Source organism: Chryseosolibacter indicum (genome assembly GCF_018598585.1).
Lineage (GTDB): Bacteria > Bacteroidota > Bacteroidia > Cytophagales > Cyclobacteriaceae > Chryseosolibacter > Chryseosolibacter indicus.
The window spans coordinates 21,094-42,732 of sequence record NZ_JAHESD010000039.1; the positions used below are offsets into that span (position 1 = coordinate 21,094).

Annotated in this window: 20 protein-coding genes; 10 read left to right on the forward strand and 10 right to left on the reverse strand. The window is 40.1% G+C overall.

The window, feature by feature from the left end:
• Positions 1 to 15: 15 nt before the first annotated feature.
• From KK060_RS15835 to KK060_RS15845, 3 genes are read right to left on the reverse strand one after another with little or no spacing between them, the layout of a single operon-like run.
• A complete protein-coding gene (locus KK060_RS15835; protein WP_254154741.1) occupies positions 16 to 399 on the reverse strand; it encodes a globin domain-containing protein in 384 nt (127 codons plus the stop codon).
• Between the two features lie 44 nt (positions 400 to 443).
• A complete protein-coding gene (locus KK060_RS15840; RefSeq protein ID WP_254154742.1) occupies positions 444 to 1,370 on the reverse strand; it encodes a patatin-like phospholipase family protein in 927 nt (308 codons plus the stop codon).
• Between the two features lie 59 nt (positions 1,371 to 1,429).
• Complete coding sequence (locus tag KK060_RS15845) at positions 1,430 to 2,545, reverse strand: alkaline phosphatase family protein (protein WP_254154743.1); 1,116 nt, start codon at positions 2,543 to 2,545, stop codon at positions 1,430 to 1,432.
• A 313-nt stretch (positions 2,546 to 2,858) separates the two neighbouring features.
• Here KK060_RS15845 and KK060_RS15850 point away from each other — a divergent pair, with 313 nt between their 5' ends.
• From KK060_RS15850 to KK060_RS15870, 5 genes are all read left to right on the forward strand, one after another.
• A complete protein-coding gene (locus KK060_RS15850) occupies positions 2,859 to 3,188 on the forward strand; it encodes a hypothetical protein (protein WP_254154744.1) in 330 nt (109 codons plus the stop codon).
• A 15-nt stretch (positions 3,189 to 3,203) separates the two neighbouring features.
• On the forward strand, positions 3,204 to 4,742 hold the full coding sequence (locus KK060_RS15855) for a YifB family Mg chelatase-like AAA ATPase (RefSeq protein WP_254154745.1): 1,539 nt from the start codon (positions 3,204 to 3,206) through the stop codon (positions 4,740 to 4,742).
• Between the two features lie 8 nt (positions 4,743 to 4,750).
• Positions 4,751 to 5,182, forward strand: a complete 432-nt coding sequence (locus KK060_RS15860) for a response regulator transcription factor (protein ID WP_254154746.1) — start codon at positions 4,751 to 4,753, stop codon at positions 5,180 to 5,182.
• 115 nt (positions 5,183 to 5,297) lie between these two features.
• Positions 5,298 to 5,828 (forward strand): DUF4199 domain-containing protein, encoded by a 531-nt coding sequence (locus tag KK060_RS15865; protein ID WP_254154747.1) that lies wholly within the window; start codon positions 5,298 to 5,300, stop codon positions 5,826 to 5,828.
• Between the two features lie 4 nt (positions 5,829 to 5,832).
• The gene (locus KK060_RS15870) at positions 5,833 to 6,207 is read left to right on the forward strand and encodes a VOC family protein (protein ID WP_254154749.1); all 375 of its coding nucleotides are present in this window, start codon (positions 5,833 to 5,835) and stop codon (positions 6,205 to 6,207) included.
• A 256-nt stretch (positions 6,208 to 6,463) separates the two neighbouring features.
• Here the strand turns inward: KK060_RS15870 and KK060_RS15875 are convergent, their stop codons facing one another.
• The 5 genes from KK060_RS15875 to KK060_RS15895 form a co-directional block, all read right to left on the reverse strand.
• Entirely contained in the window at positions 6,464 to 6,787 is a 324-nt protein-coding gene (locus KK060_RS15875; protein WP_254154750.1) for an ATP-binding protein, read from the reverse strand.
• Positions 6,760 to 6,969 carry a hypothetical protein gene (locus KK060_RS15880; protein WP_254154751.1) on the reverse strand — a complete coding sequence of 70 codons (210 nt, stop codon included), beginning with the start codon at positions 6,967 to 6,969 and terminating at the stop codon, positions 6,760 to 6,762. Before KK060_RS15880 ends, KK060_RS15875 begins: the two co-directional genes overlap by 28 nt.
• Positions 6,970 to 7,104: 135 nt before the next feature.
• Positions 7,105 to 7,899 carry a TrmH family RNA methyltransferase gene (locus KK060_RS15885; RefSeq protein ID WP_254154752.1) on the reverse strand — a complete coding sequence of 265 codons (795 nt, stop codon included), beginning with the start codon at positions 7,897 to 7,899 and terminating at the stop codon, positions 7,105 to 7,107.
• A gap of 228 nt (positions 7,900 to 8,127) precedes the next feature.
• Positions 8,128 to 8,754 carry an NAD(P)-dependent oxidoreductase gene (locus KK060_RS15890; protein WP_254154753.1) on the reverse strand — a complete coding sequence of 209 codons (627 nt, stop codon included), beginning with the start codon at positions 8,752 to 8,754 and terminating at the stop codon, positions 8,128 to 8,130.
• An 89-nt stretch (positions 8,755 to 8,843) separates the two neighbouring features.
• Positions 8,844 to 9,674: a helix-turn-helix transcriptional regulator gene (locus KK060_RS15895; RefSeq protein WP_254154754.1), complete on the reverse strand. Its 831-nt coding sequence runs from the start codon at positions 9,672 to 9,674 to the stop codon at positions 8,844 to 8,846.
• A gap of 182 nt (positions 9,675 to 9,856) precedes the next feature.
• Between KK060_RS15895 and KK060_RS15900 the strand changes: the two genes are divergently transcribed.
• The 5 genes from KK060_RS15900 to KK060_RS15915 all read left to right on the forward strand — a co-directional run bounded on the left by KK060_RS15900 (position 9,857) and on the right by KK060_RS15915 (position 14,978).
• Complete coding sequence (locus tag KK060_RS15900) at positions 9,857 to 10,750, forward strand: class I SAM-dependent methyltransferase (protein WP_254154755.1); 894 nt, start codon at positions 9,857 to 9,859, stop codon at positions 10,748 to 10,750.
• 28 nt (positions 10,751 to 10,778) lie between these two features.
• Positions 10,779 to 11,069 carry a PDDEXK family nuclease gene (locus KK060_RS15905; protein WP_254154756.1) on the forward strand — a complete coding sequence of 97 codons (291 nt, stop codon included), beginning with the start codon at positions 10,779 to 10,781 and terminating at the stop codon, positions 11,067 to 11,069.
• Positions 10,988 to 11,314: a Uma2 family endonuclease gene (locus tag KK060_RS25215; protein WP_367397497.1), complete on the forward strand. Its 327-nt coding sequence runs from the start codon at positions 10,988 to 10,990 to the stop codon at positions 11,312 to 11,314. Before KK060_RS15905 ends, KK060_RS25215 begins: the two co-directional genes overlap by 82 nt.
• Positions 11,315 to 11,416: 102 nt before the next feature.
• A complete protein-coding gene (typA, locus tag KK060_RS15910) occupies positions 11,417 to 13,225 on the forward strand; it encodes a translational GTPase TypA (RefSeq protein ID WP_254154757.1) in 1,809 nt (602 codons plus the stop codon).
• Positions 13,226 to 13,370: 145 nt separating this feature from the next.
• Positions 13,371 to 14,978: an Ig-like domain-containing protein gene (locus KK060_RS15915; RefSeq protein WP_254154758.1), complete on the forward strand. Its 1,608-nt coding sequence runs from the start codon at positions 13,371 to 13,373 to the stop codon at positions 14,976 to 14,978.
• Between the two features lie 68 nt (positions 14,979 to 15,046).
• Here KK060_RS15915 and KK060_RS15920 read toward each other — a convergent pair whose 3' ends face one another.
• A complete protein-coding gene (locus KK060_RS15920) occupies positions 15,047 to 17,845 on the reverse strand; it encodes a M16 family metallopeptidase (protein WP_254154759.1) in 2,799 nt (932 codons plus the stop codon).
• Positions 17,846 to 17,974: 129 nt separating this feature from the next.
• The gene (locus KK060_RS15925) at positions 17,975 to 21,409 is read right to left on the reverse strand and encodes a methylmalonyl-CoA mutase family protein (protein ID WP_254154761.1); all 3,435 of its coding nucleotides are present in this window, start codon (positions 21,407 to 21,409) and stop codon (positions 17,975 to 17,977) included.
• Between the last annotated feature and the right edge of the window lie 230 nt (positions 21,410 to 21,639).

Sequence of the window (21,639 nt, forward strand, 5' to 3'; positions counted from 1 at the left end):
GATGCTTGTCTTGTTTTATTCGCTCGTTGTTTCTGTGTTAACCATAAACATTGCTGTGGGTACAAATCTTTTAAAAAGCTCATCTTTCAATGACTCCGAAATATTTAAACTGCTAATGGCGCTGGACATACAAGACAACCATGCTACAGCATCATCTTCAGTAATAGGATGTGGCATATGCCTTGCCCGCATTTGAGGATGCCCATAACGTTGGGAATATAGAGGTGGTCCACCTAGGAACTGCGTGAGGAATAAACGCTGCTTTTCTTTTATTAATTCTTTATCTGTCTTGAATAAATGTGATATTCTTTGGTCTGAGAAAACCAGATCATAGAAACGCTCAATAAGTAATTTCAGATTTTCTTCCCCCAGCTTCTCGTACGTTGTTACTTCTTCCATGTCGCAAATTTATAAATTATAACAACGCAATATCCCCCTCTTGTTCATGCTAACGGAGTTTTTTGTGAAAGCAGAGACCTTAATATATTTTCTGCAGATTGCACTTTGTTATAATTACTAAAGGCTTTCAATAATGCTACTCTTCCTTCTTCAATGATTTCGTTTGCTCTATAGAATTCAAAAATACCACATGCATCTCTGGAGATTTCAGCAACAATATCAGGTTTGTGGATGGATATCATTAATTCTGTAAGTCTATCTTGGGTCATGTCATATGACTTCGTGATTAAGTCAAAATAGCCAAACTTTTCAATCTGCTCTTCAGCACTTGTATCAATCTTCAATATTTGTGTACGAAATGCATCCAGCATTTTTTCATAAGCTGCCTTTTCTTTATTCACTACTTGGCTTGACTTAACCTCATATTGTCCTGAATTTACATTTACAGCTACTACAAGATCAATGTCGTTTATATGAACAAGATTAAGTGGCAAAGGATTAACTATTCCGCCATCAACAAGTTGAGCTTTGCCTTCTATTACAGGGGTAAAAATAGTAGGTATGGCAATTGAGGCACGCAGGGCTTTAAATAAACTTCCTGAGGAGTAGTGTATTTCTTTTCTGCTATTTAGATCTGCGGCTACTGCGGTAAATGGTATTTTGAAATTTTCTATTCGCTGATCGCCGATAAGTTGCTCAATGGCCTTAAAAACCTTTTCACCTTTTATAAAGCCCTGGGTTGAGAAAGTAAAATCGAGAAGTTTAAATACATCCAATTTAGTAAGCGAAATCAGCCAATGCTTGTATTCCTGTAAATACCCGGCACAATAGATTCCGCCAACCACTGCCCCCATCGAGCAACCAATAACTTCTTTTATCTTATAACCCTCTTTTTCAAGCTGTTCAATAACACCAATATGGGCCATGCCACGAGCCCCGCCACTTCCGAGCACTAAAGAAATATTTTTCATTCAGGTATAGGTTAATTACCAATATAGTGATTAACCTATAATAATTAAGAAGCGAACGTTTATTTTAAAGAAGCTTTTATTGAACTCTTATCATTTGTAGGGATATGATCAGGTACCGCAATCATTGTTTGCACCACCTCACCCGCTTGTTTTACTGGTTTATATCTTAATCCGATAAACGAAGCTATCGTACTGGCCAACTGTTTCTGATAATACTTAGATGCAAATTTCATCTCCCCAAAAGATGGTGTATCCGGACCAAGAGCTGCGAACCAAATATGTCGTGAACCTCTTGCTAATAAACGGTGGTTCTTCCATATATTTTTCCCTTTTCCTCTACCATGGTCTGTGGTTATTAATAAAGTAGTTTTATCCCTATAATACGGATCAGACTGAAGATAATCCCATAATGTTCTTATCATCTCATCTGCCCGATGCGCAGCTTTAAGATATTCATCATATCTGCCTTCATGCGCATATGCATCCGTTTCATCAAAACCAATAAATACTATTCTTGGTCTCTCTCGCTTTAAGTACTCAAGGGCATAGTAAAAAGTATGTTTGTCTTCGCGTTTCTTTCCTTTCTTCAATTCATTTATCTCCTTCTCAACAGTGCTGATACTTCCTTTCGCAATATCATCTCCTGCGTTAATATGAAATTGTGCCTGAGCCTCTCGGAGAATATAGGGGAATGTACCCCAGGTAGCAAAAGCCGCAATCCTCTTATTATACTCATCTTTGTGTTGACTAATAAACTCAAACACCGTGGGATTAGGATTTACTATTTCTTTATTGGATGAAACACGTTTGTCTGCAAAACCAACAAACATCTCACTGTAACCTGGGTAAGAAAGTAAATGATGATTCGAGCAATTAACTTTGTTCCCAAACTTTCTGTTTCCATACAACTGTCCTTGTTTGGCAATAACATTCCAAAAAAAGGGCATAAGATCTTCTCTGCGTTCTGCTTCTTCGCCTCTTCCAAAAGAAGATATAACGGAAGTATCAGAAACATACTTTTCGGCATATAATATTTTATCATCAGCACCATAAAACAACTCCTGCCAACGATATCCATCCAACGTTATGATAATAACGTTCCTGGTGTTTAATTCCTGAGCCAATGAGCTAATACATACAAGCAGTAAAAGAAATATGGTGCACCAAAGCTTCATGTTTAAAATGATTAAGTACGCTTACCCAGTCTATTGGTAAAAATTATTCCTTCATTTAGTGGGGTAGATTAAAATGAGATTAAGATCAACAGTAGCGTGAAGATCTCTTACCAATATTAACTCACTTTTATGCCGACGTTATCTTTGTTGCTATATGGTACAAGTAGTGCTGGCTTTAAGTTTTTCTTCTGACATCAATTAAAAAGATTATATTGAATACAAATCATACAAGCAAGGCAGCAGTATTCGTGAATTTAATTTTTTTGAATTACCTTTAAATCCGTAGAAGTTTAACAACCCACTGGCTTTAATCATGAGTAAGAACAGATTGATCTTTTATATAGTTTTCGGGATTTTTCACATCAGTGCTTTCATCTTTACTGTTGTTCTTGATAATAACACAGGTATCTTATTTCAGATGGTAAGCTGGATTCCGGCATTTAAATGGGTTACGCTGGCTGGGTTAGTTCTTCTCATTGTTGATATAATCTGGGTATATGCTTCCCAAAAAGAAACTACAAAAGAAAAAGCAATTCTAAATCACGAGCTTAATACGTTAAAAGCAAAGCTTTTCGACATGCAGGAAGCTACAAGGCAAAACACCGGAATTCAGCAACCTCCTCAATCCAAAACAAATATCTAATTATTTTCCTGTAATATGCTGGCAAAAACCTATGGCAGTGCCGTACACGGGGTTGACGCCAGAACCATCATGGTTGAAGTTAGCGTCGAGCAAGGCACTAAGTTCTTTATGAGTGGTCTGCCGGACAGCGCAATTAAAGAAAGTCAACACCGGGTAGAAGCTGCACTAAAAACTTGCGGATTCTTTATGCCACGCAATAAAACCGTGGTTAACCTGGCACCTGCTGATATAAGAAAAGAAGGTTCTGCTTATGACCTGCCCATTGCCCTATGCGTGCTGAAAGCTTCAGGGCAAATAGCTTCCGAAACGCTCGATCACTATTTAATTATGGGTGAGTTGTCTCTGGATGGCGCCCTTAGGCCCATCAAAGGTGTATTACCAATCGCCATTCAAGCTGCAAGTGAAGGTTTTAAAGGTTTCATACTTCCTGAAGACAATGCCCGTGAAGCTGCAGTTGTCGGAAACCTTGATGTATTCCCCGTGAAGTCTTTGAAGCATGCGGTTGACTTCCTTACTGGCAAAGTTGCTATAGAATCCTTACGTATTGATTCAAAAGAAGTTTTTGCAGCGCAACTCAATACCTACGATACAGACTTTAAAGATGTTCAGGGCCAGGAGAATATAAAAAGGGCGCTGGAGATTGCTGCCGCTGGAGGTCACAATGTGATTATGATTGGCCCGCCTGGAGCAGGTAAAACAATGCTTGCAAAAAGACTTCCTACTATTCTTCCTCCTCTAAGTCTACAAGAGGCGTTGGAAACAACAAAGATTCACTCTGTAGCAGGTAAATTATCTCGCGAAACAGGCTTGCTAACCATGCGTCCCTTCCGATCGCCACACCATACTGTTTCAGATGTTGCTTTAGTAGGCGGCGGTGGAAATCCGCAACCGGGGGAAATATCGCTCGCCCATAATGGCGTGTTGTTTCTAGATGAGCTGCCTGAATTTAAACGAACAGTTCTTGAAGTTATGCGCCAGCCTATGGAAGAACGGAAAGTAACGATATCAAGAGCAAAGGTTTCTATTGATTATCCAGCCAATTTTATGTTGGTGGCAAGCATGAATCCTTGCCCCTGTGGTTTTTACAATCATCCCGAAAAAGAATGTGTTTGTGCTCCTGGTATCGTACAACGCTATTTAAGCAAAGTAAGCGGTCCGTTGCTCGATCGTATTGATCTTCATGTTGAAGTGGTACCCGTTAGCTTTGATGAGATGACCGCCAACCGAAAGGTTGAAACAAGCGAAGTTATACGCGAACGGGTTGTACGTGCACGGGAAATACAGTCCTCACGGTTTAGCGGTCAAACCTACGTCTATTGCAATGCTATGATGCCTTCAAACATGGTTAAAAAGATCTGCAATATTAATGATGCAGGTAAAAGTTTGTTGAAAACTGCCATGGAACGTCTAGGGCTCTCAGCTAGGGCTTACGACAGGATCTTAAAGGTGTCCAGGACAATTGCTGACCTTACAGGGTCAGAGGAAATTAAAACGGAACACCTGGCAGAAGCGATTCAGTATCGGAGTTTGGACCGCGAAGGTTGGGCTGGCTAATCCTGGTTATGTGGCGTACCATCTTGCTCTACGGTGTCTCATTTGCAATACTTATTTTCCTGTTAAAACTTATTGAATACAGGTTCCTGGTACGCGACCTGTCCTTGGAGTTCTATTTGGGTCTGGTGGCTTTACTTTTTACTGCTGTTGGTGTTTGGACCGGAAAAAAAATTACAAGTAAGAAATTTGTTACTCCTCCTGCAACTACAGCGCCACGCAAACATAATGAAGGGCAAGTTGCAAAAATAGGTATTAGTAAGCGCGAATATGAAGTCCTTCTTCTTATGGCTAAAGGACTCTCTAACCAGGAAATAGCAGATCAGCTCCATGTGTCTTTAAATACAATTAAAACCCACACCTCCAATTTGTTTTTAAAGCTCGAAGTAAAAAGAAGAACCCAAGCCATCCAAAAAGCAAAAGATTTAGAATTATTTGGTTAAGTTGGTTCTTGGCCGCCCATACTTAAGGGTGATTTAATGGTTTTTGTATCAAAATCGTGCTTTCGGGTGAAGGTTTCCGGCTTCTCTTCGTATTGATTTGCTAAAAAAAAACAATATGAAAAAAGTAGTTCTTATCAACGGAGTTATCGCTGGAAGTATAGTATCAATCATGCTGCTGATTAGTACCCCACTCTTAAAAAATGGCGTAATCGATTTTGACAGCGGGATGCTGATTGGTTATGCATCCATGGTTTTGGCCATGTCCATGATATTTGTAGGAATCAAGACCTATCGCGATCACTACAAAAGCGGCGTAATCACATTTCTTCAGGGATTTAAAATTGGCATTCTTATCGCACTTGTTGCAGCTGTTATTTATGCCACCACTTGGGAATTCTATTATAATCTTGCAGCAAGTGATTTCACTGAGTTCTACACTCAACATTACCTGGACAAAATGAAGAGCGAAGGAGCAAGTGAAGCCGAGCTTTCCCAAGCCCTGAAGGAAATGGAGAACTTTAACGCGACGTACAAAAACCCGGTACTTCGTTTTGCAATAACACTTACAGAAATTCTACCTGTAGGTTTAATAATTACCCTTATATCAGCAGCAGTCTTACGAAAACGTCAAATATTACCAGCTTAACATCATGAAAAAAAGAGTAACAGGAATAGGCGGAATTTTCTTCAAGTCGGAAGATCCTAAAAAACTTACCGAGTGGTACAATACCCATCTTGGAATTGAGGGAGTTTTTAAATGGAAGGACATAGATAATACCGAGTCAGAACATCCGGCACAAACAATATGGAGCCCTTTTAAAAAAGATACCACGTACTTCACGCCGAGTGAAAAACCATTTATGTTCAACTACCGTGTCGAAAACTTAACCGAGTTGCTGGCAGTTTTAAAGGAAGAAGGTGTACAAGTAGTAGGTGAAATTGAAACTTATCCCTACGGGAAATTTGGATGGATTCTGGATCCCGAAGGGAACAAGATCGAGTTATGGGAGCCTATTGATGGGTAGTTAACAAGAAGCTTACAATAGACGTATAGTTATCCAACTTGTTCGGTTACGGTCATTAGGATTACAGTATTGAACAAGGCCGTTCGCTTAAGCACGAAAGAAACAATCAAATAAGCTGAAAAAGCGGGCTACTATGTAGGCATGTAAATTGTTAAATTGTTGTCGAGCATTAGATGCTCGTTTGGGTCCGGCCAATGACTAGAGTTTCTAGGTTTAGGTTAAAACTTGGCTGGGCCCATTTTTTAATGACTGATAATCATAAACAAAGTTGAAACTTAATGGTAAAAGTAGTGCCTTCGTTTACTTTACTCTCCGCCTTAATAAAGCCGCCCATTGCTTCAATCTGAGTTTTAATCAAAAACAGACCAACACCCCTTGCTTCTTTATGTTCATGAAATGTTTTATGCAGACCAAACAATTTGTCGCCAAAGCGCTCCATATCAATACCCTGCTCGTTGTCTGAAACTCTTAATGCAATGAAGTTTTCAATAGTCTTTGACTCGAAATGAATGCGTGTCTTTCTCTCTGCTGATCGGTACTTAAGCGCATTGCTCAGCAGGTTTTGAAAAATACTTTCCAAATATGTTTAGGGTATTTTACAAGGGCAGCACTATTAAAATCAAACGTTACTGAAGCTTCTGCCAGAATAAGTTCTCCTTCAAGGGTTTGAACTACCTTATCAAGTATATCTTTAAACCTGATTTCAACCTTCTCGATATTGGTATTTGTAGGAACCTTCATCGTATCCATCAGATCATTCATTGTCTCCCCTAGATTTTTCGAAACATTCTTCAGCTTTTCAAAAATAATCTTGTACTCAGAGAGGTCGCTATTCTCATCCAGTAACTTAATAACACCATAGTAGCTTACTAGATATTATAATTTTTTATTCTCGTATTATTTATTAAACCCCCTTTGCCTTCTAGCCTCAAAAATTACCACCGCCGCCGCAGTAGAGACATTCATGGAGTCAATTTTCCCTTGCATCGGAATGATAATGTTTGAAGATGCATTTTTAACCCATATATCAGATAATCCGGTTGATTCTGTCCCCATAATAATAGCACTAGGCGAACTATAGTCTACCAAATGGTAAGGTTTAGATGCCTTCAGGTATGTGCAATAGATCTGGATGTTATTTCTCTTTAACCATACTATTGTTTCTTCAGATGATGCAGAAGCTATCTGTGTACTGAAAACGCATCCAACGCTGGAACGAATAACATTAGGATTATAAAAGTCTGTCTGAGGGTCGCTGATAATTACTGCGTCTACTCCTGCTGCATCTGCCGTACGTAATACAGCACCAAGGTTACCTGGCTTTTCAACCGACTCAAGAACTAAAAGAAGCGGATTAGCCGTAAGCTTTACCTGATCAAGCGTATGCTTTTTTTGTTGTGCAATAGCTATAACTCCCCCTGTACCTTCGCGAATAGCAATTTTCTCAAATACTTCTTTAGAGACCGCGATAATTGCTTTGTTCGAAATGCCAAAAGCCTTGATCTCCTGTACTGAAATTATCTCCTCACAGAAAAATAAATTCTCAATCTGGTAGCCAGCATCCAGCGCCATCCCTACTTCTTTCTTTCCCTCTACTACAAATACTCCCTGCTTTCTTCTTTCGCGTGGCTTTTCAAGTCCGAGCAAACCTTTAATCTTAGGATTTTGGGTACTGGTAATAACTAATTGCATGGCCAATTTTAAACGATTAAGTACAAGCATCAAAGCATTATTATTAACAAAGCCAGATGTTGATTTATAGCAAAGTCTAAAGCCTGACAACAAATTGCCCTATACCCAAAAATCAGCCTGACTAAGCTACTGTTTTATGGCATTGATATACCGGACTTTGCCAAATAGTTCAACATGACGCACCTATTCCATTCGTTGACAGTAACCGCAAGGCTAGTTCGCGTTCCATCAATAAGAAAGCCCAGGCGTTTTCCACAAATACGCCTTTTCCGTTAGCTGTTTGATCATAAAATGGGCTACATCCGCACATGATATCTTCAAGGTGATTGATTTATCATCCGGCCCGAAGCCATGCTGGTAGACTCCCGTCAACGCGCCGTCTGTAAAGGCTGCCGGTCTAACAATTGTCCAATCCAACTGGCTTTCAAAAACATACTTTTCCTGTAGTTCATGGTCAAGAAAAGCCTCTTTTAATAGTAAGCCGAACATGATGTACTTCCAAAAGAAATTAAGGTTTCCGTTGCTGTCTCCGGCTCCCAACGTTGTTTGGCAAATAAGTCGTCTTACTCTCGTTCTTTGCATTGCTATAATAATGTTACGGGTACCTTCTGATCGCACTCTTCCCTTCCGGCCCGCGCCTAAAGAACATAGTACTGCATCATGGTCTGCCATAGCACTTTCAACAGAAGCAACATCAAGTACATCGCCTTTTACAATTCTCAGGTTCGGGTTGGGATTAATCTTAATCTTACCAGGATTTCTAACAAAAGCCGTAACATAATGACCTTCTTTAATTGCCTGCTCAAGAAGATGGGTACCTATTCGTCCTGTCGATCCAAAAATAATTAATTTCATAACTGTGAATTTTTCAGCAAGATTAACCTGTCCTCTTTCTGAAAATTGAACAAAACCGACACTCTTAGAATTGGTCAGATTAAACCCTTTTAATTAATGGCAATCATGCCTGAGTTATGATAGTAGTTCCAAAATTCTTTTGGCGCATAACCAGAAAACTCCCTGAAGGAACGAATAAAATGCGATTGATCGGCGTATCCGTTATCAAAAGCAATATCAGATAATTTTAGAAAGCTACTCTGCTTCAGTTGTGTTAGAGAAGCCTGAAACCTGCATATACGTGAATACAACTTGGGTGACACGCCTACATGCTGTTCAAATCTTCTTTCCAAACTTCTCTCTGATAGATTCACTGCCTTTTGAACTTTCGGCAATGAAATGTTTCCCTTTGATTGAATAAGTTCGTTAAGCACATATTGTGTAACAGGATCGGGTGCTAAATCATTACATGCACTGATAGAAGATAAATAGGATGACAATATATTCACCTGTTCCTTTTGCGATTGCGCTTCACAGAGCCTCTCAATTAAATTAAAATCTTTATGTTTTGGAAGAGCATCTACCTCAACACACGAATCCGTTAATTCTGATGAGTTGAACTTAAACAGAGGTTTTAAAACATTAGGAAAAAACCGAACGCCGATAATTTTAAACTTACCCGCAAGGTAAAGCTTTGTAAGTTTAATGGTTTGTCCATATAAAAACGCACGTGGTAGTTGATTGCCATTTTCATCGTGCATACTTCCATCTTTTCCCAGTTGAACAATTAAACCTGGACAACCATCAACCAAGGGGCCGAAAGAATGAATTGAAGTATCATTTAAATGACTTTCAAGTCGCCACAAATACTGAACAAAGCCATTAAATTGAGGAAAAGATATTTGCTCATACTTAATACCTGCGCCTGTCTCTGATGTCATTTGATTCTTACATTAAAGCTTATACCCTATTTAAACGAGTTCCTCTAAGCTAGGTTATTTTCAGCTTGATTACCCGGGAAATTAAAAATACAGCTCATTATAAAATAGCTCACGTAAATAAATTTACTATACCTTTACGCGCTAAGAAAGCGACACCAATTTTTTAAGTATTTAATTCGCGAATGAAATTATTGCATCCATCATCATGGCAGGATTATGAACTGATCGATTCAGGTGATTTTGAAAAGCTGGAACGTTTTGGAAAATATATTCTAATCCGGCCAGAACCTCAAGCCATCTGGAAGAAAGTGCTGGATGATCAGGAATGGAAGAAGCTGGCACACGCCAAGTTTGTTCGGGAGCAAAAAGATAAATTCCGCTTTACTGACGATGTTAAAGGTGGATGGTCAAAAAATCCTACCATGCCAGAGACATGGCAGGTACAATATCAATACAATAATTTAAACCTTACGTTGCGACTCGCCTTAACAGGATTTGGTCACGTGGGCATCTTTCCTGAACAAGGCAACAACTGGAATTTTATCTATGATACCATCACAGGGTGGAATATTCCATCTCCTAAAGTTCTGAACCTATTTGCTTACACAGGTGCTGCTTCTGTAGTAGCACGTTCAGCCGGCGCTGAAGTAATCCATTGCGATGCATCACGCCCTGGATTGAATTGGGCCAATCAGAATATGCAGAACAACAACCTCAGTAACATCCGATGGGTATATGAAGATGCTTTCAAATTTGTAAAACGTGAAGTAAAACGCGGCAATAAGTACAACGGCATTTTAATGGACCCTCCCCCCTACGGCCGCGGGCCCGAAGGAGAAAAATGGACGCTTCAGGAGCAGCTGGATGAACTCATTAACATGAGCAGCCAACTGCTTGAAAAGAAGAATTGCTTCTTCATCTTAAGTACCTATGCTGTAGGCCTATCAGCTGTTGTGGGGCTGAATGTGGCGAAGACCTACTTCAATAATGCAGACTTCGAATTCGGCGAATTTTTTCTGAAATCAAAACAAAACCGCGATCTGCCCATGGGAACATTTCTCAGGTTCAAGGCATAAAGAAATCTGAAATTGCCTAATTTGGAATATGCGTCATCATAACTTCCATCCGCCGCCAAGAACCATTATGGAAGTATATAGAATGCTTCCGGAAGGCACCCTTGCTGAGCTTATTGATGGCATTTTATACATGTCACCTGCTCCAACCACAAAACATCAGAAAACGCTTAGAAATTTATCCTTTGCTATTCATGAATATGTAAGAGACAACAAATTAGGAGAAACACTTTTTTCAGCGTGCGATGTTTTTTGGATGAACATTCTAATGCCGTTCAACCCGACATTATCTTTGTTTTCAGTGAAAATATTTCAATTATAAAAGATGATGCAATTCATGGCATCCCGGATCTTTTAATAGAAATATTATCTCCAGGAAATTCCCTGCACGATACGGTAAAGAAGAAGGAACTGTATCAAAAGTTCGGAGTTAAAGAATATTGGGTTATCGATCCTGAAACTACCGAATCTACTGGCTATACTCTTAAAAACGGAATTTATATCGAATGCGGACGCTATAAAGCGATGATTAAGTCATTGTTACTTAACCAAGAATTTAATTTTTGACTTCTTTTTCCTTAGCCAATTTTTGAACTTCTCCTCCTAATTCGATAAATAAATCGTACCTTTGCGCCTCAAATTATTAAAACACTCCCCATTCGAGGATTTATGGACGTTAACAAAATCAGGAACATTGCCATTATTGCCCACGTTGACCATGGCAAAACTACACTAGTAGACAAATTGCTTATGGCCGGTAAGCTTTTTAAGGATCACGAAAATCCTGGCGAACTTATCATGGACAGCAATGACCTGGAACGCGAACGCGGTATTACCATTCTTGCTAAGAATGTTTCCGTTCGCTATAAAGATTATAAGATCAATGTAATTGATACACCCGGTCACAGCGACTTTGGTGGTGAAGTAGAGCGCGTATTAAACATGGCCGATGGCTGCTTGCTATTGGTTGATGCGTTTGAAGGCCCGATGCCTCAAACACGCTTCGTACTTCAAAAAGCGCTGCAACTGGGATTGAAACCCATTGTTGTAATTAACAAGGTTGACAAAAAGAACTGTACACCTGACGAGGTACACGAGCAAGTGTTCGACCTTATGTTCCAGCTTGATGCAAATGAAGAGCAGTTAGACTTCCCTGCCTTTTACGGCTCAGCAAAGCAAGGTTGGATGAGCACCGATTGGAGAAAGCCTTCTGAAGATATCACTCCATTGTTGGATGGTATCATTCAGTACATTCCTGCTCCTAAGGTGGAAGAAGGTTCAACTCAGATGCTTATCACTTCCCTTGAATACTCTTCTTATATTGGCCGTGTAGCGATAGGACGCGTACATCGTGGTGGTATTAGAGCAGGTCAGCCTATTGCTCTTGTTAAAAGAGAAGGTAAAGGAATCGTGAAGACAAAAATCAAAGACCTTTATGTATTTGAAGGTTTTGAAAAACAAAAGGTAGACGAAGTAAAGCCAGGAGAAATTGCTGCGCTGGTAGGACTAGAAGGTTTTGAAATTGGCGACACTGTTGCTGATCCTGAAAAACCAGAAGCAATGAAATCCATTGCTATCGATGAGCCTACCATGAGTATGTTGTTTACCATCAATAACTCACCTTTCTATGGTAAAGAAGGAAAGTTCGTTACTTCACGCCATATCAAAGACAGACTTGATAAAGAATTGGAGAAAAACCTTGCCCTTCGTGTGGGTGATACAGGTTCAGCTGATAGCTTCATGGTATTTGGCCGTGGAGTACTTCACTTATCTGTACTTATCGAAACCATGCGCAGAGAAGGCTACGAATTACAGATTGGCCAGCCACAGGTAATCTTTAAAGAAATTGATGGGGTTAAATGCGAACCTCTTGAAGAACTAACAATAGATCTTCCTGAGACTGATGCAGGCAAAGCCATTGAAACTGTTTCGCAACGTAAAGGTGAAATGTTAAACATGGAACCTAAAGGCGATCGTATGATTCTTAAGTTCAACATCCCATCACGCGGTATCATTGGCTTAAGAAACTACCTGTTGAACGTTACTGCAGGTGAAGCTATCGTTACACACAGATTCAAAGAATACGCACCATACCGAGGTGAAATTCCAGGACGTATCAATGGTTCATTGATTGTGATGGAGCAAGGTGAAGCTATTGCTTACAGCTTACACAACCTTCAGGATAGAGGTAAGTTCTTTATCGATCCAGGAGAGCCTGTATACGAAGGTCAGGTAATTGGTGAACATAGCCGTAGTGGTGATTTGGTTATCAACGTTACAAAAACCAAGAAGCTTACCAACATGCGTGCTTCAGGTGCTGACGAAAAAATGAGAATTGCTCCTCCTATAAAGTTCTCGCTTGAAGAAGCACTTGAATACATCCAATCGGATGAATACGTGGAAGTAACACCAAAGTCAATCCGACTAAGGAAGATATACTTAACCGAAAACGAGAGAAAACGTTTCGGAAAGAATTAAATGTAAAGAGGCTGAGTGATCAGCCTCTTTTTTTGTCTTAAAAGTCTGCCGAGATACTAAAAGTTAACTCATGTAAGTTTAGAACCTATAATAAATTTTACTGTTGCTATCCGCTGAGTAATTTTATTCTTAAACTTTTAATCTTATGTTATATCTAAAAACCCTTCAAAAAGCACAAAATTATTGTGCTATATTCCTTGTAATATCTTCTCTATTTTTAATACAAGCTTGCGGCGATGATGACGATGGGTTGAAAGACGCTAATCAACCTGAAGTTTCGTTTACTAATATGTCCGAAAACATGTCAGTATGGAACACAGTAAATATTTCTCTAGATACCAAAGACAGTAAAAGTATATCATCAATTGAAGTCTTCATTGACGGAAATTTACTTACTACTTTAACATCTGCTCCTTTTGAAGCAAGCTGGGATTCAAACACCGTACCCGACGGAACTCACAATATTAAGGCAGTTGTTAGTGACCAAGCTGGTAATAAAACTGAAAAAGAAATAAAAATTAATGTTCAAAATAAGCTAGTAACGATACAGATTGCAGCTGATCAATTATACCAGGAAGAACAATATCAGGAGAGAGGTTTTGTTTTTCTTTCAGACGAGAATGGAAATGTGGTTGCTTTTACTGAGTACAAAAATGGAAATAATGTGACACTAAAGTCGTCAACTTTTAATGGAACTAAATTCTACCTTACTGAGGTACTTGCTGAAGTTGAAGATAACTATGAATATCTAAGAATGTGGACGTTTGGAGAAATTGAAAGAGGCAAAAATTGGGTACTATTTAATGCAGAGGAAGAAAAAGAAATAGATTCATATGTAGGTGATGCGAACCTGAATTTTAACGGGATGCTAGAAAACTATAGTTATAATATATATTCCTCGGATGACCAAACACAGGTTGATGAATTAAATTCAACAGCCACCTTAAGACTTAGCAAAAATCCTAGTAAGCTGTACGTAATGAAATATCTGCTTTCTGGTGAAATGTCTGGTCCTGTAGGATATAAATTATTTTCGAATATTATTGTAGGAGAAAATGCGCCTATTAACCTGTCACAAGTTACGCAACCCTTAACGAAAATTACCGCCAATTTACCCGAAGGTACATTGTACTCAAGCGTAGAGTTAACCGCATATCCTACAGTTAATGATTATAGTGATAAGTATCGTATAGGATATTACTCAAGCGGAAGTGAAAAGCTTAGCTATGACATTTATTATCCTGGCGCCGCGTTCCCTGCTTACTTCTCTGACTTCTATTACGAAACTGAAGATATTTTTTATGAAAGAGGAGTAACTAATAAAATTTTCGAGATCAAAAATATTGGCGAAAGCGCTAATTTCAGCTTCACTGATTCTAAATTAAATTACTCTGCTTCAGGCGAATTTGATTTTTTAACTGCTCAATTAGAAAGTGACTCAGAAAGTTCTGAATGGATATTAATCCTTCCCAAAGGCAATCAAACAATTCCACAGCTTAAAATTCCCCAAGAGTTAAATAATTTAGATATCCCTACTTTTGGAACTCCACACGACTACACTTTTCACGAGTTTGACAACCTTACTAATTATGACGATTTAAAAAATTTCATTAGAAATTCAACCAGAAGTGCAGATGAACTTTATGCGGAAGGTCATAACTATATTGATGTTACCCACAAAAGTCAATCTAAAAACGGAAGAAAATCCAAGAATTCAGAACGCAAGCACCCACTTCGTACGACAAAAAATTGATAAGCATTTCATTAAATAAAAAAGAGACTGGTTATAATAACCAGTCTCTTTTTTGTTCCAGCATTCTTTTAATTACTTCCTGCTACTTTTTTAGCCTTGGCAAAATCTCCTGCTTTAATGATGTTGATCTTGTCAGGTGTAAGATACTTTTTCATCGCTGCATTAATTTGCTCAGGTGTTAGAGCCATTACCTTATCTTCAAGTTTCTTGTCAAAGCTCAAATCTCTCTTAATGAAAAGGTAGTTGTTCAGCGTTCCTGCTAAACCACCATCCTGTGAACGTGCCACTGTCCGCGACTGTGTCCAACCTGATTTCGCTGCAGCAATCTCCTCAGCAGTAAATCCTGTAGTAATTACTTTCTGGATTTCATCTTTAAAAGCAGCTTCCAGTTTCTCTGCATTCTCCGGAGCATATATCGCGTAAGCGAAAAAGTTTCCGACAGGATCAAGCGAACCTGCATTAAACTGTGAGCCTACTCCGTAGCTCAATCCTTCTTTCTGCCTTATGCGTGTTGCAAGACGTGAGTTTAAAAACCCTCCGCCTAACATATAGTTACCAAGAACCAATGCCGGATAATCAGGATTGTCATCTCTCATTTCGAAATTGAAAGCTGCTGCAAAAAAAGCATTTGCCTTGTCTGGTGTTTCAAAATTTTTATTGATCTGCTCAACAGGAGTTGCCTTAGAAACAAGACGCGTAAACTGGGCAGTGCTTTTCCAATTACCCAAAAGATCAGTAACCATTTTTGTAATTGCATCTGCATCGAAATCTCCTACAATAGACATGGTAGCGTTAGAGGTACCATAGAAGGTCTTATAGAAGTTCTTCACTTCGTCCAATGTCAATGCCTTAATGTTGGCTATGTCTTCATCAAACGTAGCAATATAACGTGGATCAGTCTTGGGATAAGGATTGATATGACGTTGAATGTTTGTTATGGCTATTGCCTGAGGTTCGCTTCGGTTTGACTCAATTTCAGCCAACTGTTCGTTCTTTAGTTTCTCGAATTCATCAGCAGGGAAAATGGGCTCTCTTAACACTTCTGTTACGAGTTTTAACACTTCAGCAAGATTGGGCTTCGTTGTTGTGATATTTACATACGCTTGCGTTGCTCCGCCGCCGATAAAAACATTTGCTTTTAGCCTGTCAAACTCATCTTTAATTTGCTGACGTGTGTGCTTTGCAGTTCCTCTATCCAAAAGGCTTGCAGCAAATTCTGCCGCTGTTCCTTTTCCGCTTAAAGTCTTTTCATCACCAAATCGTAATGTTATCCGGGCTTCAACTGACTCACCTCTTGTCTTCTTTGAAAGAAGGGCTAATTTCATCCCGTTAGGTAAATCACTTCTTTTTACGCGCGATTCTATATTAGCTGGTGAAGGATCAAAAGCTTCTCCCGCAGCCAAAGCCTCATTACCCTTATAGTCTTTTACCATTGCTTCTACATCAGGCACAGGAGGAATGTCCGAGCGTTCAGGTTTTTCTGTAGGTATAAACACACCTGAAGTTCTGTTATCTGGCTTGAGGTATTGCGCTGCAACACGTTTTACATCATCTACTGTTACAGCCTTTACTCTGTCGCGATGTAAGAACATAAGACGCCAGTCACCAGCACCAATTGATTCACTTAAAGAAAGACCAATACGTTCGGACGAGTTATACATTAACTCCATTTGCTTGATCAGTTCATTTTTAGCACGTTCAACTTCTTCTTTCGTTGGCGGATTGGCTGTGAGGTCATCCAGCGTTTTTAACATGGTTGCTTTCGCGTCATCCAGTGATTTTTCTTTTAACACCTGCGCAAAAGTGAATAACAGGCCCGGTTCTTTTAGTTGGAAATTAAAAGAGCCTGCATTGCTTGCTTTTTTTGAGTCTACCAATGCTTTGTAAAGACGACCTGAAGGTTCTGATCCTAATACTTGTGTAAGCACATCAATAGCTGCGAAATCAGGGTGAGAACCAGCAGGTATGTGATAGGCTGAAATAGCAACTTGTACATCACCCACTCTTCTCAACACTACAGAACGTTCACCGTCCTGGGTGGGATCCATTGTATAAGTAGGCTGAATTTCACGAGTAGGTTTTGGAACTACACCGAACTTTTCATTGATCATTTTCAGCGTTTTCTCCTCGTCTATTTTACCTACTACCGTTAACACAGCATTGTCTGGTTGATAGTACTTTTTGTAAAAAGCCTGCAATCTCTCAATAGGTACATTTTCAAGATCTGCTCTGGACCCAATAGTTGACTTACCGTAATTGTGCCAGAGGTAAGCTGTCGACATAACACGTTGAAGCAATATGCCAAATGGGTTATTCTCACCCGATTCAAATTCGTTTCTAACAACGGTCATCTCACTGTCGAGGTCCTTTTTGGCAATGAATGAATTTACCATCCTGTCTGCTTCAAGATCAAGTGCCCATGTCAGATTTTCTTCGGTAGCATTGAACGTTTCAAAGTAGTTTGTTCTGTCCGTCCAGGTAGTCCCGTTGGGTCTGGCACCGTGCTCTGTTAACTCCTGGGGAATGTTAGGATGTTTAGGCGTACCTTTAAACACAAGGTGTTCAAGCAAGTGAGCCATACCTGTTTCACCATAGTTCTCATGTTTCGAGCCAACCATGTAGGTAATATTTACCGTAATGGTTTGCTTAGACTGATCAGGAAATAACAGAACGCGCAATCCATTCTGTAGACGATACTCTGTAATTCCTTCAACAGAGGTTACTTTAACAGGAGGCGCAAGGGCAGCTTTGTTTTCAACAGGTATAGCTTCCGGGGTTTTACCGGAATCTTTACCCTTTTTCTTTTGGGCTATTGCCGGGCTCATGACCATCAGCAAAGCCACCAGATAAATGATGCTTCTTTTCATTTGATAAGGGTTGTATTCTTAGGTTCAAGTGAATCTGTCTAATTTACGGAGAAGCAATTACACAGCAACACTATTTTTTTGAAGGATTCTTCACCAAGATACCCTTTTGGAATGAAACAGAAGCTTATCCTACATATTCCGCCTGTACTGACCGCCTACTTCAAATAGCGCCTTTGTGATCTGCCCCAACGAACACACCTTTGTGGCTTCCATCAGCTCACCAAAGATGTTCTTGTTTTGAATGGCTGCTTGCTGAACACGATCAAGCATTACTGCTGATTTTTCTCCCTGGAAGGCTTGCAGGTTGCGCAACATCTTAATCTGATACTCCTTTTCTTCTGTAGTAGCACGAATTACTTCTCTTGGAATAATTGTAGGCGATCCTTTTGAACTCAGGAATGTATTTACACCAATAATCGGGTATTCACCGGTATGCTTTAAGGTTTCGTAGTAAAGGCTCTCTTCCTGGATCTTGCCGCGCTGATACATGGTTTCCATTGCACCAAGTACGCCTCCGCGTTCTGTTATCCGATCAAATTCTGAAAGCACAGCTTCTTCTACAAGATCGGTCAGCTCTTCAATGATAAAAGATCCCTGTAAAGGATTTTCGTTTTTTGCCAACCCAAGCTCTTTGTTAATGATCAACTGGATAGCCATGGCTCTTCGCACGGACTCTTCCGTTGGCGTTGTTATCGCCTCGTCATACGCGTTGGTGTGAAGCGAATTACAGTTGTCGTAGATAGCGTACAGCGCTTGTAATGTTGTGCGGATGTCGTTGAAATCTATCTCCTGAGCGTGCAACGATCTGCCTGATGTCTGAATGTGATACTTCAACATCTGGCTTCTTGCATCCGCTCCGTATTTATTCTTCAACGCCTTGGCCCATAATCTTCTTGCAACGCGACCTATAACTGCATATTCAGGATCGACACCATTGCTAAAGAAGAAGGAAAGGTTAGGTGCGAAATCATTGATGTTCATTCCCCTGCTTAAGTAATATTCCACGTAAGTGAAACCATTCGCCAGCGTAAAGGCAAGCTGTGTAATAGGATTAGCGCCTGCCTCTGCAATATGATAACCCGAGATAGATACCGAATAAAAGTTTCTTACACCCTGATCAATAAAATACTGCTGAACATCACCCATCAGCCTCAACGCAAACTCTGTAGAGAAGATGCAGGTATTCTGCGCCTGGTCTTCTTTTAGGATATCGGCCTGAACCGTACCACGTACTTGTGATAAGGTAGAAGCTTTTATCTTTTCATATACATCCAGCGGGAGAACCTGATCGCCTGTAACACCGAGCAACATCAAGCCCAGTCCATCATTACCTTTTGGTAATGCGCCTTGATACGCCGGCCTTTCAGCATCTTTATAAATGGCTTCTATTTTCTGCTTTACATCTTCTTCAAGTCCGTTTTGCTTTATGTAGATTTCACATTGCTGATCAATGGCAGCATTCATGAAATAGCCTAACAGCATCGGTGCAGGACCGTTGATAGTCATTGATACGGAAGTCTTGGGATCGGCCAGGTTAAATCCGCTATACAATTTCTTGGCATCATCAAGACAGCAAATGCTTACACCCGAGTTGCCGATCTTACCGTAGATATCAGGGCGATAATCAGGGTCGTTACCATAAAGCGTAACAGAGTCAAATGCCGTTGATAATCTTTTCGCAGGCATTGACAAGCTTACGTAGTGAAAACGTCTGTTTGTTCTTTCTGGTCCGCCTTCACCGGCAAACATCCTTGTCGGATCTTCACCTTCTCTTTTAAAAGGATATATACCTGCCGTATAAGGAAACTCTCCCGGCACGTTTTCCTGTAAACTCCATGACAGCAAGTCGCCCCAGGCTTCATATCGCGGTAGCGCCACCTTAGGAACTTCAGTATGCGAAAGCGACTCTGAATGTGTTTTAATTGCAATCTCTTTATCGCGAACCTTAAACCTGAAGTGACTATCCTTGTACTGCTTTACTTTACTACTCCATTCTTCAAGCAACTTCCAGTTTTTTGGATCAAGGTTGAGTTTCAGTTTTTCAAATTGCTCTTCCAGCGCCTTAATCAATCTGTCTTTGTCTTCTATTGATGATTCCTTAAGCGTGTCAATCGACTTTCTTATCGCATATAATTTCTGTGCTACTTCACGCTGTTCTCTTACCCAGGTATCGTACTTCCTATTGTTCTCTGAGATTTCACTAAGATAGCGGGTACGATGAGGCGGAATGACAAACACCTTCTCAGACATCTCTCTTGTAATCTCAAAAGTTGATTGCAATTCTGCGCCTGTCTTTTCCGCTATCTTATCAATAAGGTGTTTATACAATTGATTAGTGCCCGGATCATTAAACTGCGATGCAATAGTGCCATACACTGGCATGTCTTCAACCTTGCTGTTCCAAAGCTGATGGTTGCGTTGGTATTGTTTCTTTACATCGCGCAAAGCATCAAGAGCACCTCGCTTATCAAACTTGTTCAATGCTATTACATCAGCAAAGTCGAGCATGTCTATTTTCTCCAACTGTGTTGCTGCACCATACTCCGGGGTCATTACGTAGAGTGATACATCACTGTGATCAAGTATTTCGGTATCACTTTGTCCAATACCGGAAGTCTCCAGGATAATGAGATCATACCCGGCAGCTTTCAATACAAGAATAGCTTCTTTCACATACGCTGAAAGGGCCAGATTGCTCTGGCGTGTTGCGAGTGATCGCATATATACTCTTGAATTATTAATCGCATTCATACGAATACGATCGCCGAGCAATGCACCACCTGTTTTTCTTTTGGATGGATCTACGGAAATGATCCCGATGTTTTTGTCTTTGAAATCGATGAGAAATCTTCTGACCAACTCATCGACCATTGATGATTTACCAGCGCCACCTGTACCTGTAATACCCAGCACCGGAACATGTGACGTCTCAGCTTTTTTCTTTACCTGATCGAAGATGGTTTTATGCTTATCGAAATAGTTTTCGGCAGCTGAAATAAGCTGAGCTATAGCCAGGTGATTTTTCGCATTCAGATCATCAACCTTTACATCAATGGATTCGCCGGTAGGATAATCGCTACGCTCAACCAGGTCGTTGATCATGCCCTGAAGACCAAGCGCACGGCCATCATCGGGAGAGTAGATTTTGGTAATGCCATAATCCATCAGCTCTTTAATCTCATCGGGTAAGATTACCCCTCCTCCGCCTCCGAATATCTTAATATGTCCTGCTCCCTTTTCCTGCAAAAGGTCATACATGTATTTGAAGTATTCGTTGTGGCCACCCTGGTAGCTTGTCATTGCTATGGCCTGCGCATCTTCCTGAATGGCGGTATTTACAACTTCCTCAACACTTCTGTCGTGCCCTAAATGAATCACTTCACAACCTGTTACCTGAATAATCCTACGCATAATGTTGATGGCCGCATCGTGCCCATCAAACAAACTGGCTGCTGTTACAATACGAACTTTATTTTTAGGTTTATAGGGTTCAGGCGCTTTGTGCCCCGCAAGTGAAGTTTGCTTCTCAACCTTTTTTTCTGGACTCGCTGTTTCAGTACTCATAGCAATGTTTATCGGGGCAAAAATAATGCACTCGATTGATAAACACTAACACCCATTAGGAAGAGATTGTTTAAATGGATTGCCGATAGCGTGTGATTGGAGTGGGTTCAGTGCAGAATCAGTACTGATTCTGTGCAAATTCACTGATAACGCATCGATTCTTCATAGAAAAGGCCTTTTCATGAAGGTTGGCAGAAGGATTGCAGAAGCATGGCAGAAGCAATATTGAT

Excerpts from the sequence above, each read along its gene's own strand:
- KK060_RS15835 (WP_254154741.1), bottom strand. The coding sequence starts at position 399 with ATGGAAGAAGTAACAACGTACGAGAAGCTGGGGGAAGAAAATCTGAAA.
- KK060_RS15840 (WP_254154742.1), bottom strand. The coding sequence starts at position 1,370 with ATGAAAAATATTTCTTTAGTGCTCGGAAGTGGCGGGGCTCGTGGCATG.
- KK060_RS15845 (WP_254154743.1), bottom strand. The coding sequence starts at position 2,545 with ATGAAGCTTTGGTGCACCATATTTCTTTTACTGCTTGTATGTATTAGC.
- KK060_RS15850 (WP_254154744.1), top strand. The coding sequence starts at position 2,859 with ATGAGTAAGAACAGATTGATCTTTTATATAGTTTTCGGGATTTTTCAC.
- KK060_RS15855 (WP_254154745.1), top strand. The coding sequence starts at position 3,204 with ATGCTGGCAAAAACCTATGGCAGTGCCGTACACGGGGTTGACGCCAGA.
- KK060_RS15860 (WP_254154746.1), top strand. The coding sequence starts at position 4,751 with ATGTGGCGTACCATCTTGCTCTACGGTGTCTCATTTGCAATACTTATT.
- KK060_RS15865 (WP_254154747.1), top strand. The coding sequence starts at position 5,298 with ATGAAAAAAGTAGTTCTTATCAACGGAGTTATCGCTGGAAGTATAGTA.
- KK060_RS15870 (WP_254154749.1), top strand. The coding sequence starts at position 5,833 with ATGAAAAAAAGAGTAACAGGAATAGGCGGAATTTTCTTCAAGTCGGAA.
- KK060_RS15880 (WP_254154751.1), bottom strand. The coding sequence starts at position 6,969 with ATGAATGATCTGATGGATACGATGAAGGTTCCTACAAATACCAATATC.
- KK060_RS15885 (WP_254154752.1), bottom strand. The coding sequence starts at position 7,899 with ATGCAATTAGTTATTACCAGTACCCAAAATCCTAAGATTAAAGGTTTG.
- KK060_RS15890 (WP_254154753.1), bottom strand. The coding sequence starts at position 8,754 with ATGAAATTAATTATTTTTGGATCGACAGGACGAATAGGTACCCATCTT.
- KK060_RS15895 (WP_254154754.1), bottom strand. The coding sequence starts at position 9,674 with ATGACATCAGAGACAGGCGCAGGTATTAAGTATGAGCAAATATCTTTT.
- KK060_RS15900 (WP_254154755.1), top strand. The coding sequence starts at position 9,857 with ATGAAATTATTGCATCCATCATCATGGCAGGATTATGAACTGATCGAT.
- KK060_RS15905 (WP_254154756.1), top strand. The coding sequence starts at position 10,779 with ATGCGTCATCATAACTTCCATCCGCCGCCAAGAACCATTATGGAAGTA.
- typA (WP_254154757.1), top strand. The coding sequence starts at position 11,417 with ATGGACGTTAACAAAATCAGGAACATTGCCATTATTGCCCACGTTGAC.
- KK060_RS15915 (WP_254154758.1), top strand. The coding sequence starts at position 13,371 with ATGTTATATCTAAAAACCCTTCAAAAAGCACAAAATTATTGTGCTATA.
- KK060_RS15920 (WP_254154759.1), bottom strand. The coding sequence starts at position 17,845 with ATGAAAAGAAGCATCATTTATCTGGTGGCTTTGCTGATGGTCATGAGC.
- KK060_RS15925 (WP_254154761.1), bottom strand. The coding sequence starts at position 21,409 with ATGAGTACTGAAACAGCGAGTCCAGAAAAAAAGGTTGAGAAGCAAACT.